The sequence below is a fragment of the Streptomyces sp. NPDC041124 genome (assembly GCF_055592385.1).
The window spans coordinates 480,329-496,712 of the sequence record NZ_JBVIYR010000002.1; the positions used below are offsets into that span (position 1 = coordinate 480,329).

The 16,384-nt window shown below is 71.0% G+C and carries 15 protein-coding genes; 7 read left to right on the forward strand and 8 right to left on the reverse strand.

Features of this window, described 5'->3' with window-relative positions:
* Positions 1-104: 104 nt before the first annotated feature.
* The 5 genes from ACZ6A9_RS06585 to ACZ6A9_RS06605 form a co-directional block, all read right to left on the reverse strand.
* Positions 105-1,478, reverse strand: a complete 1,374-nt coding sequence (locus ACZ6A9_RS06585) for an alpha-amylase (protein WP_468979567.1) — start codon at positions 1,476-1,478, stop codon at positions 105-107.
* Between the two features lie 169 nt (positions 1,479-1,647).
* Entirely contained in the window at positions 1,648-3,342 is a 1,695-nt protein-coding gene (locus ACZ6A9_RS06590; protein WP_468979572.1) for a glycoside hydrolase family 13 protein, read from the reverse strand.
* 188 nt (positions 3,343-3,530) lie between these two features.
* Complete coding sequence (locus ACZ6A9_RS06595; RefSeq protein ID WP_468979578.1) at positions 3,531-4,442, reverse strand: sugar ABC transporter permease; 912 nt, start codon at positions 4,440-4,442, stop codon at positions 3,531-3,533.
* 13 nt (positions 4,443-4,455) lie between these two features.
* Positions 4,456-5,460 carry a carbohydrate ABC transporter permease gene (locus ACZ6A9_RS06600; protein ID WP_468979585.1) on the reverse strand — a complete coding sequence of 335 codons (1,005 nt, stop codon included), beginning with the start codon at positions 5,458-5,460 and terminating at the stop codon, positions 4,456-4,458.
* A gap of 97 nt (positions 5,461-5,557) precedes the next feature.
* On the reverse strand, positions 5,558-6,829 hold the full coding sequence (locus ACZ6A9_RS06605) for an extracellular solute-binding protein (protein ID WP_468979590.1): 1,272 nt from the start codon (positions 6,827-6,829) through the stop codon (positions 5,558-5,560).
* 449 nt (positions 6,830-7,278) lie between these two features.
* Here ACZ6A9_RS06605 and ACZ6A9_RS06610 point away from each other — a divergent pair, with 449 nt between their 5' ends.
* Both ACZ6A9_RS06610 and ACZ6A9_RS06615 read left to right on the forward strand, forming a co-directional pair.
* Positions 7,279-8,313, forward strand: coding sequence for a LacI family DNA-binding transcriptional regulator (locus ACZ6A9_RS06610; RefSeq protein WP_189595768.1), 1,035 nt, complete (start codon positions 7,279-7,281; stop codon positions 8,311-8,313).
* A gap of 75 nt (positions 8,314-8,388) precedes the next feature.
* Positions 8,389-9,354: a phosphatase PAP2 family protein gene (locus ACZ6A9_RS06615; RefSeq protein WP_468979599.1), complete on the forward strand. Its 966-nt coding sequence runs from the start codon at positions 8,389-8,391 to the stop codon at positions 9,352-9,354.
* Between the two features lie 37 nt (positions 9,355-9,391).
* Here ACZ6A9_RS06615 and ACZ6A9_RS06620 read toward each other — a convergent pair whose 3' ends face one another.
* Positions 9,392-12,394 carry a bifunctional [glutamine synthetase] adenylyltransferase/[glutamine synthetase]-adenylyl-L-tyrosine phosphorylase gene (locus ACZ6A9_RS06620; protein ID WP_468979602.1) on the reverse strand — a complete coding sequence of 1,001 codons (3,003 nt, stop codon included), beginning with the start codon at positions 12,392-12,394 and terminating at the stop codon, positions 9,392-9,394.
* A gap of 199 nt (positions 12,395-12,593) precedes the next feature.
* On the opposite strand from ACZ6A9_RS06620, the gene ACZ6A9_RS06625 reads away from it, so the two are divergent.
* Both ACZ6A9_RS06625 and ACZ6A9_RS06630 read left to right on the forward strand, forming a co-directional pair.
* Positions 12,594-13,154, forward strand: a complete 561-nt coding sequence (locus ACZ6A9_RS06625; protein WP_468979607.1) for a pyridoxamine 5'-phosphate oxidase family protein — start codon at positions 12,594-12,596, stop codon at positions 13,152-13,154.
* Positions 13,145-13,582: a VOC family protein gene (locus ACZ6A9_RS06630; protein WP_468979611.1), complete on the forward strand. Its 438-nt coding sequence runs from the start codon at positions 13,145-13,147 to the stop codon at positions 13,580-13,582. Before ACZ6A9_RS06625 ends, ACZ6A9_RS06630 begins: the two co-directional genes overlap by 10 nt.
* 20 nt (positions 13,583-13,602) lie before the next feature.
* Here the strand turns inward: ACZ6A9_RS06630 and ACZ6A9_RS06635 are convergent, their stop codons facing one another.
* The gene (locus tag ACZ6A9_RS06635; protein WP_468979614.1) at positions 13,603-14,040 is read right to left on the reverse strand and encodes a type II toxin-antitoxin system VapC family toxin; all 438 of its coding nucleotides are present in this window, start codon (positions 14,038-14,040) and stop codon (positions 13,603-13,605) included.
* Positions 14,037-14,306, reverse strand: coding sequence for a hypothetical protein (locus ACZ6A9_RS06640; protein ID WP_468979617.1), 270 nt, complete (start codon positions 14,304-14,306; stop codon positions 14,037-14,039). The genes ACZ6A9_RS06635 and ACZ6A9_RS06640 overlap by 4 nt, the downstream gene beginning before the upstream one ends.
* 275 nt (positions 14,307-14,581) lie before the next feature.
* Here ACZ6A9_RS06640 and ACZ6A9_RS06645 point away from each other — a divergent pair, with 275 nt between their 5' ends.
* Genes ACZ6A9_RS06645 through ACZ6A9_RS06655 form a run of 3 tightly spaced genes read left to right on the forward strand, consistent with a single transcriptional unit; the run spans position 14,582 to position 16,360 of the window.
* Positions 14,582-15,205 carry a hypothetical protein gene (locus ACZ6A9_RS06645; RefSeq protein WP_468979620.1) on the forward strand — a complete coding sequence of 208 codons (624 nt, stop codon included), beginning with the start codon at positions 14,582-14,584 and terminating at the stop codon, positions 15,203-15,205.
* 1 nt (position 15,206) lies between these two features.
* Positions 15,207-15,641 (forward strand): phage holin family protein, encoded by a 435-nt coding sequence (locus ACZ6A9_RS06650; RefSeq protein ID WP_468979625.1) that lies wholly within the window; start codon positions 15,207-15,209, stop codon positions 15,639-15,641.
* Positions 15,617-16,360, forward strand: a complete 744-nt coding sequence (locus ACZ6A9_RS06655; protein ID WP_468979627.1) for a DUF3618 domain-containing protein — start codon at positions 15,617-15,619, stop codon at positions 16,358-16,360. Before ACZ6A9_RS06650 ends, ACZ6A9_RS06655 begins: the two co-directional genes overlap by 25 nt.
* Positions 16,361-16,384 lie beyond the last annotated feature (24 nt).

A 16,384-nucleotide genomic window follows, 5' to 3' on the forward strand; every position in this document is an offset into this window, starting at 1 on the left:
CGTTGAAAGCTTTACAGCAAGGGCTCTGAAAGTAACGGTAAGGAATTGCACCGGTGACGCCGGCCGCGCCGCCGCCGGTGAACGGCGGCGCGACCGGCGCGCGTTCAGCAGCCGGACTTGCCGGCGTACACCGCGAGGGCGGTGTGGGCGCCCAGGGTTGCGGTCAGCTGTCCCGAACCGTTCACCGTGACGGGGGTGTTGTTCTGCACGTTGCAGTACGTGCCCGCCGGGAGGGACGTCTGGTAGGTGCGGGTGAGGGAGCCGGACTCGTGGTTGATGGCCACGAAGCCCTTGCTGCCCCGGCCGAAGGCGATCGCGTCGCCCCCGTTGTCCCACCAGTTGGTGACCGCCTGTCCGCGGGTGGCGTTGCGGAAGGCCACCATGGACTTGATCTCCGGCCAGTTGTGCTGGCACTTCCAGCCGCTTTGCCAGCAGGCGTTCACCTGACCGCCGTTCGGCGGTCCGGCGTCGTGGTCGGAGAACTCGTAGCCGGAGTTGATGTCCGGGGCGCCGTAGGGCCAGGCCAGCATGAAGACGTTGGCCAGGGTGTAGGTGGCGTTGTCCTTGTAGGACAGCGTGCTGCCGTTGCGCTCCGTGTCGTGGTTGTCGACGAAGACGCCGGAGACGGAGCTGTTCATGTAGCCCCAGCCCTCGCCGTAGTTCTTCAGGTAGGCGAGGTTCTCGTTGGTGAAGACCCGCTTGAGGTCGTAGGCGTAGCGGAACTCCTGGACGTCGCCGTTGCCCGTGTACTCGGTGGGCTGCACGGCCTCGCCCGCGCCGAAGATGACCTCCTGCTTCCAGTACGCGCCCGGGTTGGTCAGGCGGGACTTGATGTCGGCGAGGTCGGCGGCGGGCATGTGCTTGGCCGCGTCGATGCGGAAGCCGTCCACGCCGAGGGAGAGCAGGTCGTTCATGTACCGGGCGATGGCTCCGCGGACGTAGTCCTCGCCGGTGTCGAGGTCGGCGAGGCCGACCAGTTCGCAGTTCTGGACGTTGCCGCGGTCGCCGTAATTGGTGATCTGCGAGGTGCAGTTGTCGAAGTCGTACGAGGAGTAGAGGCCGGGGTAGTTGTACTTCGTGTACGGCGAGCCGCCGGTGCCGGTGCCGTTGCCGGCGGACATGTGGTTGATGACCGTGTCGGCGACGACCTTCACGCCGGCCGCGTGACACGTGTCGACCATGTTCTTGAAGGCGGTCCGGTCGCCGAGCCGCCCGGCGATCTTGTAGCTCACGGGCTGGTACGAGGTCCACCACTGCGAGCCCTGTATGTGCTCGGCGGGCGGGGAGACCTGGACGTATCCGTAGCCCGCGGGGCCCAGGGTGGTGGTGCACTCGCGGGCTATCGAGGCGAAGTTCCACTCGAAGAGGACGGCGGTGACGTCCTTGCTGCCCGGCGGGGAGGCCTGCGCCCCGGTCGGGGTCATGACAACCGCGGCTGCCGCGAGTGCGGTGGCCACGGCGAGGGTTCTGCGTGCCATGTGGGGTTCCTTCTTCATCGAAGGGTGTGGGGAAGCCGCCGGAGTCGCCTGAAGCTTCTTGCAGAAACCTTCAGCAACCTTGCGGCAACGCAGATGTTAGAGGCCCGCCACCCGAAAGGGCAGCGGGCCGTACCAACTTCAATGAAAAAAGTTCCGGGACGGGCGAACGTCAGCCCGCGGTCCACCACACGGTGGTGTCCCCGGGGACCTTCGCCTCGGCGCCGGTTTCGGCGACCTCACCGTTGGAGATCAGCACCCGGCCGTACGAGGGCACGCTCACCGGCTCGCCCGTGGTGTTCGCGACGCAGACGACGTCACCGCGGCGGAAGGCCAGGACGCCTTCCGGGGCCGGCAGCCACTCCACCGCGTCACCCGCTCCGAGGTCGGCCTGGTCCCGGCGCACCGCGAGCGCGCTGCGGTACAGCTCCAGGGTCGAGCCGGGCGCGCCGGTCTGCGCCTCGACGCTCAGCTCGCCCCAGCCCTCCGGCTGCGGCAGCCAGCTGCCGCCGTCACCGAAGCCGTACGACGAGCCCTCGCGGGTCCACGGGATCGGCACCCGGCAGCCGTCGCGGTAGCCGTCCTGGCCCGCGCCCCGGAAGTACGCCGGGTCCTGACGCACCTCGTCGGGGAGGTCGACGACGTCGGGCAGGCCGAGCTCCTCGCCCTGGTAGACGTAGGCCGAACCGGGCAGCGCCAGCATCAGCAGGGTCGCCGCGCGGGCCCGCCGCAGGCCCAGCTCACGGTCGCCGGCCAGCCGGATCTGGGTGCCGAGGCCGGGCGGGTTGCCGAAGCGGGTGGCGTGCCGGGTGACGTCGTGGTTGGACAGCACCCAGGTGGCGGGAGCGCCGACCGGACGCATGGCGTCCAGCGTGCGGTCGATGACGGCGCGCAGCTCCTCGGCGTCCCAGTGCGTGCCCAGGTACTGGAAGTTGAACGCCTGGTGCAGCTCGTCGGGGCGCACGTAGTTGGCGGTGCGCTCGACGGTCGGGGTCCACGCCTCGGCGACGAAAATGCGCTCGCCGCTGTACTCGTCGAGGATCAGCCGCCACTGCCGGTAGATGTCGTGCACACCGTCCTGGTCGAAGAACGGCATGACATCGTTGCCCAGCAGCTTGAGCTGCTCGTGGTTTCCCAGGTCCGGCAGGCCCTCGGCCTTCACCATGCCGTGGGCGACGTCGATGCGGAAGCCGTCCACGCCCATGTCCAGCCAGAACCGCAGGATGGAGCGGAACTCGTCACCGACGGCAGGGTGCTCCCAGTTGAAGTCCGGCTGCTCGGGCGCGAAGAGGTGCAGGTACCACTCGCCCGGGGTGCCGTCGGGCTCGGTGACGCGGGTCCAGGCCGGGCCGCCGAAGATCGACTCCCAGTCGTTGGGCGGCAGTTCGCCGTTCTCCCCCTTGCCGGGGCGGAAGTGGTAGCGGTCGCGCGAGGGCGAGCCGGGGCCCTCGGCGAGGGCGCGCTTGAACCACTCGTGCTGGTCGGAGGAGTGGTTGGGCACCAGGTCGACGATGATCCGCAGGCCCAGTCCGTGGGCGTCGCGGATGAGCGCGTCCGCGTCGAGCAGGGTGCCGAACATCGGGTCGACGGCGCGGTAGTCGGCGACGTCGTAGCCGGCGTCGGCCTGCGGGGAGGCGTAGAAGGGGCTGAGCCACACGGCGTCCACGCCGAGGTCGCGCAGGTACGGGAGGCGGGCGCGGATGCCTTCCAGGTCGCCCATGCCGTCGCCGTTGCTGTCGGCGAAGCTGCGCGGGTACACCTGGTAGATCACCGCGTCCCGCCACCAGTCGCGGCGCCGTGCGACGGTGGCGACGGCCGCGTCGGTCGTGGGGGTCGGGGCCGGGGCGGCGGAGTGCTGCTGGCTCATGTCGTCCTTGATACGAGTGCGGTCGGGGAAGCGAGTGGGGGTCGGCGGCGGTTGGGCGGAAGACGAGGCGGCCGCGGTGACAGCGGGGTCTGGGGGTCCCCCCGCTCGAGCGAAGCCGAGAGCGGGGGGGGCACCGCGGCCGCCTGCCCGCGCGAGTCAGGCGCGCGGGAGTCGTTGCCCGAAGGGGGTCAGCCCTTCGTGCCGCCGGCCGTGAGGCCGGTGACCAGGTTCTTCTGCACGAGGTAGAAGAACGCGGAGACCGGGATCGCGATCAGGACCGCGGTGGCGGCCATGAGGTTGCGCTGTGCGTCGTGCTCGCTGACGAAGCTCTGCAGACCGACGGCGAGGGTGTACTTCTCGTCGTCGAGCATGAACGTCGTGGCGAAGGCGACCTCGCCGAACGCGGTGATGAAGCTGTAGAACGCGGCGACCGCGAGTCCGGGCTTGGCGAGCGGCAGGATCAGCCGCAGGAAGGTGCCGATGGGGGTCAGCCCGTCCACGCGTCCCGCCTCGTCGATCTCGAACGGGATGGTGTCGAAGTAGCCCTTCATCAGCCAGGCGCAGTACGGCACCGCCGTCGAGCAGTAGACGAGGATCAGGCCGAAGTAGGTGTCGATGAGCCGCAGGTCCGAGAGGATCTGGTACATCGGGACCATCAGGACGGCCACCGGGAACATCTGGGTGAGCAGGAGCACCCACATGAACTTCCTGTACCCCGGGAAGCGCATCCGGGAGACCGCGTAACCGGTGGTGGCGGCGACGAAGACGCCGATGACCGTCGTGCCGAGCGAGACGATCAGCGAGCTCTTCAGCCAGTCGAAGAAGTTCGTGTTCTGCAGGACGTGTGTGTAGTTGTCCAGTGTCATCTTGCCCCAGATGGCACCGGGACGCAGGTAGTCGTCCGGGTCGGGGCCGAGGGACAGGAAGACCAGCCAGGCGACCGGGAACAGCGCGATCAGGCTGGCCACGGTGAGGACGCCGTGCGAGGTGAGCTTGGCGAGCGGGCTCGCCTCGCCGCGCCGGCGGGACCTGCCGGCCGGGGGCTTGTCGTCGGCAGGCCGGTCCGCCGGAGCAGGGGTGGTGACGGTAGAGGTGCTCATGGGGACTCCTGCCTCAGATCGCGAGCTGCTGCTCATTGCGGTTCAGCCAGCGGCGGTAGAAGGAGGTGAAGACGACCAGGATGGCGAGCAGCAGCATGCCGTAGGCCGCCGACTCGGCGAACTCGCGCGGCTGCTGTCCGAAGCCGAGGTAGTAGGCCCAGGTCACGAGGATCTGCGCGTCCGGCGCGGTGTTGCCGAACAGCAGGAAGATCACGGCGAACTGGTTGAAGGTCCAGATGACGCCGAGCAGGACCACGGTGGAGCTGACCGAGCGCAGGCCGGGCAGGGTGACGTGGCGGAAGCGCTGCCAGGCGGTCGCGCCGTCCATCTCGGCCGCCTCGTACAGGCTGGCGTCGATGGACTGCAGTCCGCCGAGCAGGGAGATCATCATGAAGGGCACACCGCACCAGGTGTTGACCATGATGGCGGAGAACCGCTGCCAGAAGGTGTCCTCCAGCCAGGCCGGGGTCGGCAGGCCGAGGAAGTCCAGTCCGGAGTTGATGATGCCGGCGTCGGCGAGCATGAAGCGCCAGCCGAAGACGGTGACGAAGGTCGGCACGGCCCACGGCAGGATGAGGACCAGCCGGTAGAGGGTGCGGCCGCGCAGCTTCTGGTTGAGCAGCAGGGCCAGGCCGAGGCCGATGCCGTAGTGCAGGGTGACGCAGGCGGCCGTCCACACGATCGTCCAGAGGAACTTGGACCAGAAGCGGTCGTAGGCCGTCTCGCCCCACAGGATGTCGGCGTAGTTGTCGATACCGATGAACTTGTAGGTGGCCTCGATCTCGTTGACGCCGATGGTGCGGGCCGAGTTGAGGCTGTCGGCGTCGGTGAGCGTGAGGTAGAAGCCGTAGGCGAGGGGGTACAGCACGATGACGCCGAGCACCAGCGCCACCGGCGTGATCATGGCGTAGGCGTACCAGTACTTCTGGTATCCGCGCTTCAGGCGGCTGACCGGCCCGGGGCGGGGCGCGCGGTCACCGCGGCGCTTGCCGGTCGCGCGGTCGATGGCGACTGTCATGGTTCGGCACCTTCTGGATGATCAAGGGGGACGGCACACAGGCCGGTGGCCGCCGGACCCTCCCCTCCTGGAAGCGGATCCGGCGGCCACACGGGCGTTACTTGCTGAAGTCCGGCACCAGCTTGGTGATCGCGGCCTCGGCGTCGCTCAGGCCCTTGTCCAGGGACTCCTTGCCGCCGGCGATCTGCGGCAGCTCGGTGTCCATCGGGCCCCACAGGGAGCTGTACTCGGGCAGGGCCGGGCGCGGCTGGGCGGCGGAGAGGACCGTCTGGTAGCCGGCGATGCCCGGGTCGGCCTTGACCTGGTCGGTGTAGGCGTCGTCACGCGTGGGCAGCGTGGAGTTCTTCAGCGCGATGGTCTCCTGCGCCTTGGCCGAGGTCATGAACTTCACGAACTTCAGCGCGGCCTCCTGCTTCTCCTTCGTGGAGCCGGCGTAGACCGAGAGGTTGTGGCCGCCGGTGGGGGCGCCCGCCTTGCCGGCGGAGCCGGCCGGGACGGTGGCGATGCCGAGGTTGTTCTTGTCCGTGAAGGCCGTGCCCTTGTAGAAGTTCGTGATCTCCCACGGGCCCTGGATGATCGAGGCGACCTTGCCGTTGACGAACGCGTCCTGGATGTGGGCGTAGGCGTCGGCGGTCACGTCGGCCTTGTGCAGGCCCTTGCCCTCGAAGAGGCTCAGCCAGGTGCCGTAGGCCTTCTCGGCCTCGGGCGACTTGACGGTGATCTTCTTGGCGTCGGCGTCGACCATGTCGGTGCCCTCGCCGTACAGGTACGGCTGGGCGTAGTAGCCCTGGGTGGAGCCCCAGTAGCCGTCGACGCCGGTCTTGTCCTTGATGGTGGCGGCGGCCTTCTTCAGGTCGTCCCACGTCTTGGGGGCCTCGACGCCGGCCTTCGCGAACAGCGCCTTGTTGTAGACGAAGGCGAGGGTGTCCGTGGTGAAGGGGACGCCGTAGGTCTTGCCCTCGTACTTGGCCTGCTCGAGCAGGTTGGACTTGAACTTGTCCTGCTCGGCGAGGGCCTCGGTGCCGTCCAGCGGCAGGAAGAAGCCCTTCTTGGCGAAGGCGGGCGTCCAGCCGACCTCGGAGCGCAGCACGTCGGGGGCACCCTTGGAACCGGCGGCGGTGTCGAACTTGTTCTGCGCCTGGTCGAAGGGGACGTTGACGAACTTGACCTTGATGTCCTTGTTGGCGGCCTCGAACTCCTTGACCAGGGCCTGGTAGGTCGGCGCCTCGTTGGTCGCGTTGGAGGTGTCCCACCAGGTGATGGTGACCGGGCCGCCGGCCTTGTCGCCGCTGTCGCTGTCTCCGCCGCAGGCCGTCGCCGCGAGGGCGAGGGACGCCACCAGCGCGGTGGCCGCTATGCCACGCCGCATGAGGTTCTCCTTGAGGGTTAAAGCCCGTGAGTGCAAGAGCGGCCCCGTCTGCCGTCCTGCGAATCGTGCCGACTGCGCCGATGGAGCCGCCGGGCGACGTGAACGTAACAGCGCCGGAACGTTTCCGAAAGACCTTGCAGAAAAGTTTTGCAAGCGGGGTGGATGGTTATGCCGCCGTGACCTGTTCTCGACCGTCACGCGACACGGGTTTCCGCCCGTACGGCAGGGGTTCGGACTGTTGTGCAAGACTCTGCAAGCACTTGCCATCCGTTGCCGCCGGGGGAATCATCCCTTGCGGACCGGTCGCCGGCCACGACATGGCGGACCGGACCCCGACCACGACTTGAGGGATCGCGATGACCCAGCAGCCCGCGACGGGCCGTCCCACGGCGCGCACCAGGCGCCCGATCGGTGGGCAAGGCGGGAACAGGCAGCTACAGTCCGGTCCTGTGACCACACGGCTTGCTGATATCGCTGCTCAGGCGGGGGTGAGCGAGGCGACCGTCAGCCGGGTCCTGAACGGGAAGCCGGGCGTCGCCGCCACCACCCGCCAGTCCGTGCTCGCCGCCCTCGACGTGCTGGGCTACGAGCGCCCGGTCCGGCTGCGGCAGCGCAGCGAGGGCCTCGTCGGGCTGATCACCCCCGAACTGGAGAACCCGATCTTCCCGGCACTGGCCCAGGTGATCGGGCAGGCGCTGACCCGCCAGGGCTACACGCCGGTGCTCGCCACCCAGACGCCGGGCGGGTCGACGGAGGACGAGCTCACCGAGATGCTCGTGGACCGCGGGGTGGCCGGCATCATCTACGTCTCCGGGCTGCACGCCGACACCACCGCCGACATGCAGCGCTACGAGCGACTGCGGGCGCAGGGCGTGCCGTTCGTCCTCGTGGACGGTTTCTCGCCGAAGGTGCAGGCGCCGTTCATCTCCCCCGACGACCGGGCGGCGATGGCGCTCGCCGTCACCCACCTCGCCTCCCTCGGACACACCCGGATCGGACTGGCGCTCGGGCCGAAGCGGTTCGTTCCGGTGCAGCGCAAGATAGAGGGCTTCGTGCGCGCCGTGCAGGAGCAACTGGGCCTGACGGCCGAGACCGTGGAGACGGAGCTGGTCCAGCACTCGCTGTACACCCTGGAGGGCGGCCAGGCCGCGGCCACCGCGCTGATGGACCGCGACTGCACGGCGGTGGTGTGCGCGAGCGACATGATGGCGCTGGGTGCCATACGGGCGGCCCGGCAGCGGGGTCTGGACGTGCCGAAGGACATCTCGGTGGTCGGTTTCGACGACTCCCCGCTGATCGCCTTCACCGACCCGCCGCTGACCACGGTCCGCAAGCCGGTCCCGGCGATGGGCCAGGCCGCGGTGCGCACGCTGCTGGAGGAGATCGGCGGGACGCCCGCGCCGCACAGCGAGTTCGTGTTCATGCCGGAACTGGTGGTGCGCGGTTCGACCGCTTCGGCCCCTGGGGACCGGAATCGTCCTTAGGGCGGAGAAGATGCGGGTCCTGCCCGACCGAGGGATGATCGGTGGGGGACGTCTTCTCTGGCAGAATCTGTGCCCATGGGTGACCCGACCGTGACCACGCTCGAAGGCCAGGAAGAGGCCATAGCGCACCCCGTCGCGGACGAGGCGTCGGGGCGGCGGGGGCTGCTCCGTGCGCGCACCCCCCGACGGCCGCGGCTGTGGTTCGAGATCATGCTGATCGCGGTGAGTTACTGGACGTACTCACTGATCCGCAACGCGGTGCCCGAGCAGCGGGCCGAGGCCCTGCGCAACGCCGACTGGATCTGGCAGTTCGAGCGGCAACTGGGCCTGGCCTTCGAGGAGTCCGTCAACCACGCCGTCAACTCGGTGACCTGGCTCATCGTCGGCATGAACTACTACTACGCCACCTTGCACTTCGTGGTGACGCTGGGTGTCCTGGTGTGGCTCTACCGTAGTCATCCCGGCCGGTACGCGGCGACCAGACTGGTGCTGTTCACCACGACCGGCTTCGCCCTGGTCGGCTACTACCTGTATCCGCTGGCCCCGCCCCGGCTGATGAACGGCCAGGATTTCATCGACACCGTGCTGGTCCACCAGACCTGGGGGTCGATGGCCTCCGGCGATCTGAAGAACATGTCCAACCAGTACGCCGCGATGCCGTCGATGCACATCGGCTGGTCGCTCTGGGCCGGTCTGACGATCTTCGCGGTGGCCACCGTCCCGTGGGCACGGGTGCTGGGCCTGGTCTACCCGGTCGCCACCCTGGTCGTCATCGTCGCCACCGCCAACCACTTCTGGCTGGACGCGGTGGGCGGGGTGGTCTGCCTGGCCGTCGGCTACGGGATCGCGCTGCTCTGGTACGGCCGTCTGCCGTACGCCCTGCCCCGGCAGGTGGCCGGGCCCGCGCGGAAGAAGCGGGCTCCGGACGTCCCGTGGGCCGCGGAGGCCCCGGCCCCGGGCGCGTCGAAGTCCCCGGACGCCTCGAACTCCCCGGAAGTCCCGGAGGCACCGCAGCGGATTCGGGTGCCGAAGCAGGGCTGAATCCGGGTGCCGGTGCGGGGATGACCGCCCCGGGGCGCTACGCCCCCCCGTAGAACAGCTCCTCCACCACACCGCGTGCCCGTCGTGCCGTGCGCCGGTACGCGTCGAGCATGTCGCCCGCGTGACCGGGGCCGTAACCCAGGTAGCGGCCCACGGCGCCCAGTTCCCGCGGCGCGGTCGGGAAGGTGTCCCCCGCGCGGCCCCGCACCAGCATCACGGCGTTGCGCACCCGGGTGGCCAGCACCCACGCCTCGTCGAGGATGCCGGCGTCCTCCTCGGAGATCATCCCGGCCGTGCGGGCGGCGGCCAGCGCCTCCCGCGTGCGGGTGGTGCGCAGGCCCGGCTCCCGCGCCCCGTGCCGCAGCTGGAGCAGCTGCACGGTCCACTCCACGTCGGACAGACCGCCCGGGCCGAGCTTGGCGTGCAGCTTGGGGTCCGTGCCGCGCGGCAGCCGCTCGGACTCCATACGGGCCTTCAGCCGCCGGATCTCCCGCACGGCCTCCTCGCCGAGACCCTCGGCCGGATAGCGCAGCGGGTCGATCAGTTCGGTGAAGCGGCGGCCCAGCTCCTCGTCCCCGGCGACGGGTTCGGCGCGCAGCAGCGCGTGCCGCTCCCACACCAGCGACCAGCGCCGGTAGTACGCCTCGTAGGACTTCAGGGTGCGCACCAGCGGGCCGGACTTGCCCTCCGGGCGCAGGTCGGCGTCGATCAGCAGCGGCGGGTCGGCGCTGGACACCTGGAGCAGCCTGCGCATCTCGGCGACGACCTTGTTCGCGGCCTCGGCCGCCTCCCGCTCGTCGGCGCCCTCGCGCGGTTCGTGGACGAACAGGACGTCGGCGTCGGAGCCGTAGCCCAGCTCGTGCCCGCCGAAGCGGCCCATGCCGATGATCGCGAACCGGGTGGGGAGCGTGTCCCCCCAGCCCTCCCGGACCACCGCGCGCAGCGTGCCGGCGAGGGTGGCGGCCGTCAGGTCGGAGACCGCGCCGCCCACCAGGTCCACCAGGGCGCCCTGGTCGGCCTCGGCGGGCTGGGACTCGGTGCCGTAGGAGCCGACGATGTCGGCGGCGGACACGCGGAACAGTTCACGGCGGCGCACCCCGCGGGCAGCGGTGACGCCCTGGGTGGCGTTGTCGGCGCGGCGGACGGCGGCGAGCACCTCCTGCTCCAGCAGGGCGCGGGAGCGAGGGGTGAGCCCCCCGCCGTCGCCGTCGCCGAGCAGCGCCACCGCCTCGGGGGCGCGCATCAGCAGGTCGGGGGCGAGCCGCCCGGCGGAGAGCACCCGGGCCAGGTTCTCGGCGGCGGCGCCCTCGTCGCGCAGCAGCCGCAGATACCAGGGGGTCTTGCCGAGCGCGTCGGAGACCTTGCGGAAGTTCAGCAGACCGGCGTCCGGGTCGGCGGAGTCGGCGAACCAGCCGAGCAGCACGGGCAGCAGGGTGCGCTGGATGGCGGCCTTGCGGGTGACGCCGGACGCCAGCGCCTCCAGGTGACGCAGCGCGGCGGCCGGGTCGGCGTACCCGAGGGCCACCATGCGTTCCCGGGCCGCCTCGGCGCTGAGCCGGGCCTCCCCGGGGGCGAGCGCGGCGACGGCGTCGAGCAGCGGCCGGTAGAACAGCTTCTCGTGCAGCCGCCGTACGACGGAGGCGTGACGCTTCCATTCCCGGGTCAGGGTGGTGACCGGTTCGGTGCGCAGGCCCAGGGAGCGGGCCAGCCGGCGCAGATCGCTCTCGCCCTCGGGGACGAGGTGGGTGCGCCGCAGCCGGTGGAGCTGGATGCGGTGCTCCATGGAGCGCAGGAAGCGGTAGGCGTCGTCGAGCTGGGCGGCGTCGGCGCGCCCGACGTAGCCGCCGGCGGCGAGGGCCTTGAGCGCGTCGAGGGTGGTGCCGCTGCGCAGGGAGGCGTCGGCACGGCCGTGCACCAGCTGGAGCAGCTGCACGGCGAACTCGACGTCCCGCAGGCCGCCGGGGCCGAGCTTGAGCTGGCGGTCGATCTCGGCGGCGGGGATGTTCTCCACCACCCGGCGGCGCATCTTCTGCACGTCGGCGACGAAGTTCTCCCGCTCGGCGGCCCCCCACACCAGTGGCTGGACCGCGGCGACGTACTCCTCGCCGAGCGCGAGGTCACCGGCGACCGGGCGGGCCTTGAGCAGCGCCTGGAACTCCCAGGTCTTGGCCCAGCGCTGGTAGTAGGCGAGGTGGGAGGCGAGGGTGCGCACCAGCGGCCCGTTGCGGCCCTCCGGGCGCAGATTGGCGTCGACGGGCCAGATGGAGCCCTCGACGGTGGTCTCGGAGCAGATCCGCATCAGGTGCGAGGCCAGCCGGGTCGCGGCGCGCAACGCCTTGTCCTCGTCGGCCCCGCCCGCCGCCTCGCCCACGAAGATCACGTCGACGTCGGAGACGTAGTTCAGCTCGTGTCCCCCGCACTTGCCCATCGCGATCACCGCGAGCCGGCACAGGGCGGCGTCCTCCGGCGCGTCGGCCTGCGCGAGGGCGAGGGCGGCGCGCAGGGTGGCGGTGGCCAGGTCGGCGAGCTCGGCCGCGGTCTCGGCGACCTCGATGGTGCCGCAGACGTCACGGGCGGCGATGGACAGCAGGCAGCGCCGGTAGGCGACGCGGAGCGCGACGGGGTCGCCGGCGCCGGCGAGACCGCGTTCGAACTCCTCGACGCCGGGGTGGAGATCGCGCGGTTCGTAGGTGACCAGGGCCTGCCAGTCGCTGGGATGGCGGGCCAGGTGGTCGGCGAGCGCCTCGGACGCGCCGAGCACCCCGAGCAGCCGGTCCCGCAGCGGCTTGGCGGCTATCAGGGTGTCCAGCAGCTCCTGGTGGGCGGTGGGCCCCTCCTGCGCCTCGAGCATCCGCACCAGGCCGAGCAGCGCGAGATCGGGGTCGGCGGTCTGGCCGAGGGCGTCCAGCAGTACCGGGTCGTTGCGCACCGGCGCCAGCCCGTCGCTGTCGAGCAGCCGCTCGGCGGCGGACGGATCGGTGAAGCCGTGCCGCAGCAGCCGCGTGAAGATACTGCTCCTGCGCCCCGGCGCCGACGTCATCCCCGGCCTCCCTCGTGCCTCGGATCAGGGTCGTACGGCCATGAGCCTAGCCGGAGTACGGGCCCGCGGCCCCGGGTGGCCGGGGTCCGGGGCGGGGCAGGGTCCGGGGCCGGGGCGGGGTCCGGCCCCGCGATGAGTTCCGGGCGCGGGCGGGGTCTGATGGAGAGGGCACGAAAGGCCGACCCGTGAGGGAGTTCCCATGAGCGTCACCCCCGAGACCCGCCTCGACCCGCGCTACAGCGATCCGGAAGCCGGTCCGCCGCCGCCCTGGTCGGAGGTGGAGCGGCTGATCTCGGAGGCCGAACTGTTCTGGATCTCCACGGTCCGTCCCGGCGGCCGCCCCCATGTCACCCCGCTCCCGGCCGTCTGGTCGGCCGGCGCGCTCCACTTCTGCACGGGCCCCGGCGAGCGCAAGGCCCGCAACCTGGCGGAGAACCCGCACGTCGTGCTGACCACCGGCACCAACACCTGGAACCGGGGCTACGACGTGGTGGTGGAGGGCGAGGCCGTCCGGATCGCCGACGAGGCGCGACTGCGGGGGCTGGCGGCGGCGTGGGAGGCGAAGTACGGCGCTTTCTGGCACTTCGAGGTGCGGGACGGGCACTTCCACCACGGGCCCGGGCACGCTCTGGTGTTCTCGGTGGCGCCGCGGACCGTGTTCGGCTTCGGTAAGGGGGAGCCGTTCAGCCAGACCCGGTATCGGTTCCCCGACGCCGGTGACGCCGTATCCGACGAAGGAGCCGCAATCTCATGGACATGACCCTCGAAGTGATCCCGCTGTCGGTGCGCGACATCGACCGGTCCAGGGACTTCTACCGGGACAAGGTCGGCTTCCACGTCGACATCGACGAGGAGGTGATGCCGGGCATGCGCATCGTCCAGCTCACCCCGCCGGGTTCCGGCTGCTCGATCGCGCTCGGCGACAGCTTCTGGGAGACGACTCCCGGACCCACCCCGTCCCCCGGTTCCTACCAGGGGCTCCAGCTCTGCGTCGCCGACATCAAGGCGGCCCGCGCGGAACTGGTCGAACGGGGCCTGGACGTCTCCGAACCGGTCCAGTACGCGGAGTCCGACGGCGCCACCTTCATGTACTTCACCGACCCGGACGGCAACGGCTGGGCGATCCAGGAGTACCGCAGGCGGGCGGCGGAGCCGCTGCACAAGGTGCTGGGGGACCAGGCCGGGTGACAGATCCCCGGCGTCGGCGGTCAGAGATCGTCCGGGAGGATGCGGAAGCAGGAGAAGCCGCCACCCGCGGGCCGGAGCGCGCGGAAATCCCGGAGGTCCCTGGTGAGGACGGCATCCGTGCCGTACTCGGCGGCGAGCGCGACATTGACCGCGTCCAGCAGGTCCAGGTTCAGGGACGCGTAACGTGCGCGGACGGTCAGCGCGGCATCCATGATCTCAGGCGTCGGCGGGGCGAGGACCAGTCGCATCTGCCGTACGCGCTCGATGAGTGCGCGGAGGATCCCGTCGGCCGCCGCGCGACCGGCGCGGCTGGTGGCCACCTGATGCACCTCGGTGAGGGCGAGCGGGCTGACCACCAGGAAGCCGCACTGATCCGCGGCCTTTCTGGCCGCGTGATGATCCGGGTCGGCCCGATTGAAGAGGGTGAGGATGCCGGAGGTATCGGCGATGGCGATCACGCCGCGTCGCCCCGGTTCCGGCGCTCACGCTCTTCGTGGCCGTGGGTCACGGCGGACCGGATGTCGTCCTTGTCCACGGGGCCGCCGAGGTCGAACGTCTCCTCGTCGGACACGAACGGCTCGTCCCACACCCGGTGCGCCAAGGCGATGCGGTGGATTCCCTCGCGGATTATCTCCGCCTCCGGAACCCCCAGGCGAGCAGCCGCCTCCTTGATCAGGAGCAGGTCGCTGTCGTCGGCGTAGACATTGGTGCGCTTCAAAGCCATAGCGAAATGGTACAGGATGTGTACCACTGGACGGGCGCGACCGACGCTTCCACACTCCCAGCCCGGACGCGCCCCGCCGGACGGGGCGCGTCCTGTCCGGTCCGGCCCGCTCACCCGGCATCACACGGCAATTCCCCTTATTGCGTGTCAAAGCATCCCAAAAGGCCACTCGGACGGAGACGAACGGCCCTGCGTGTGCCGACGCGCGCGTTCCGGTCCCACACCGGGGCACGGGCACGGGCCGTACGTGGACATCCGATGAGGGGAAGTCGCCGATGAGTGAGTCCGTACGCACCGGAACCGGGAACACCGGAGAGAAGGTCAGGGCGGAGACCTCCGCGACGGCCGGACAGGCCAAACAGTCGGCCGGGCAGGTCGCGGGGACCGCGGCGGAACAGGCCCGGAACGTCGTGGGTGAGGCACGGCAGCAGGCCGGCACCGTCATGGAGGACCTGCGCGGCCGTGCGATCCACGAGGCGGACGGGCAGACGAAGCGGGCGGCCGGCACGCTGCGGAGTTGGGCGAACGACTTCTCCGGACTGGCCGCGCACGCCGAGAGCGACTCGCCCGCCCGCAGCCTGGCGGCCCGGGCCGGCGACAGGGGACAGCGGGCGGCGGACTACCTGGAACGGCGGGGAGTCGAAGGGCTCGCCGCCGATTTCCAGGACTTCGCCCGCCGCCGCCCCGGCGCCTTCCTCGGCGGCGCGCTGCTGGCCGGACTGGCCGTCGGGCGCCTGGCGAAGGTGACGCAGTCGGCGTCCCGGGCGGACGGGAACGGGCAGGCGCCGACCACCGCGGCCCCGGAGCCCCGGGCCCTGCCGGTCGCTCCCCCGCCGGTACCGCCGAACCCGATCTCGGCCCCGGCCGGCACACCGGGCCGCCCGTACCCGGAGGCCTGAGATGGCCACGATGTCGCCGCTGTCCCGGGCCCGCTCGGCCGAGCCCGCGGCCATGGAGCGGGAGAGGTCCACGGGTGAGCTGCTCTCCGAGGTGACCTCGGACCTCCAGGTCCTCTTCCGTCAGGAGGTGGAGCTGGCCAAGGCCGAGATCAAGGAGGAGGGCACCAAGGCGGGCAAGGCCGCCGGCATGTTCGGCGGAGCCGGCTTCGCCGGCTACATGGTCCTGCTGTTCCTGTCGCTCGCGGCCATGTTCGCCCTGGCCAGTGTGATGGACGAGGGCTGGGCCGCCCTGATCGTAGCCGCCCTGTGGGGAATCGCCGGAGCCGTGCTCTACCAGAAGGGCCGCGCGAAGATGCGCACCGTCTCCCCCAAGCCCGAGCAGACCGTCCAGACCCTGAAGGAGGACGCGGAATGGGCACGTCACCCGACCAAATGAGGGCCGAGATAGCGGCCACGCGCAACCAGCTGTCCGCGGACGTGGACCGGCTCGCCGACCGGGCCAGCCCGCGCCGCATGGCCCGCCGCCGCAAGGCGAGGATGCGCCGCACGGTGTCGGGCGTCCGCGACCGCGTCATGGGCACCGCGTCCCACACCGCGCACGGCGTGACCGGCACTGCCCGCTCGGCATCCGGTTCGGTGCAGTCCGCGGCGGGTTCCGCGGCCGGTTCGGTGCAGTCCGCGGCGGGTTCCGCGGCCGGCTCGGTGCAGGAGGGCACCGAGCGGGCGGCCGAGTCGGCGCGCGAGGCCGCCGAGCAGGCGGGGCAGGTCGTCCAGCAGACGCCCGAGATGGCCCGCCGCCGGACGCAGGGCAACCCGATCGCCGCCGGCCTGGTCGCCTTCGGCGTGGGCCTGCTGGCCGCCTCGATGATCCCGGCCTCCGAGAAGGAGCAGCAGAAGGCGTCCGAGCTGATGGAGCGCGGCGCCGAGGCGCTGGAACCGGTGAAGCAGGCCGCCACCGAGTCCGCGCAGAACCTGAAGGAAGGCGCCAAGGAGGCCACGCAGAGCGCGGCCGCGGAGGTGAAGGACACCGCCCAGCAGGCGGCCCGAACCACCCAGGACGAGGCCCGCGGCCAGGCCGGCCAGGTCACCGACCAGGCCCGCGACTCCGGCCGCAGCCTCAAGGACGAGGCCCGCGACCGCTCCGGTTCCCCTTAGGGCCGGGTCCGCGCACGGAGCCCC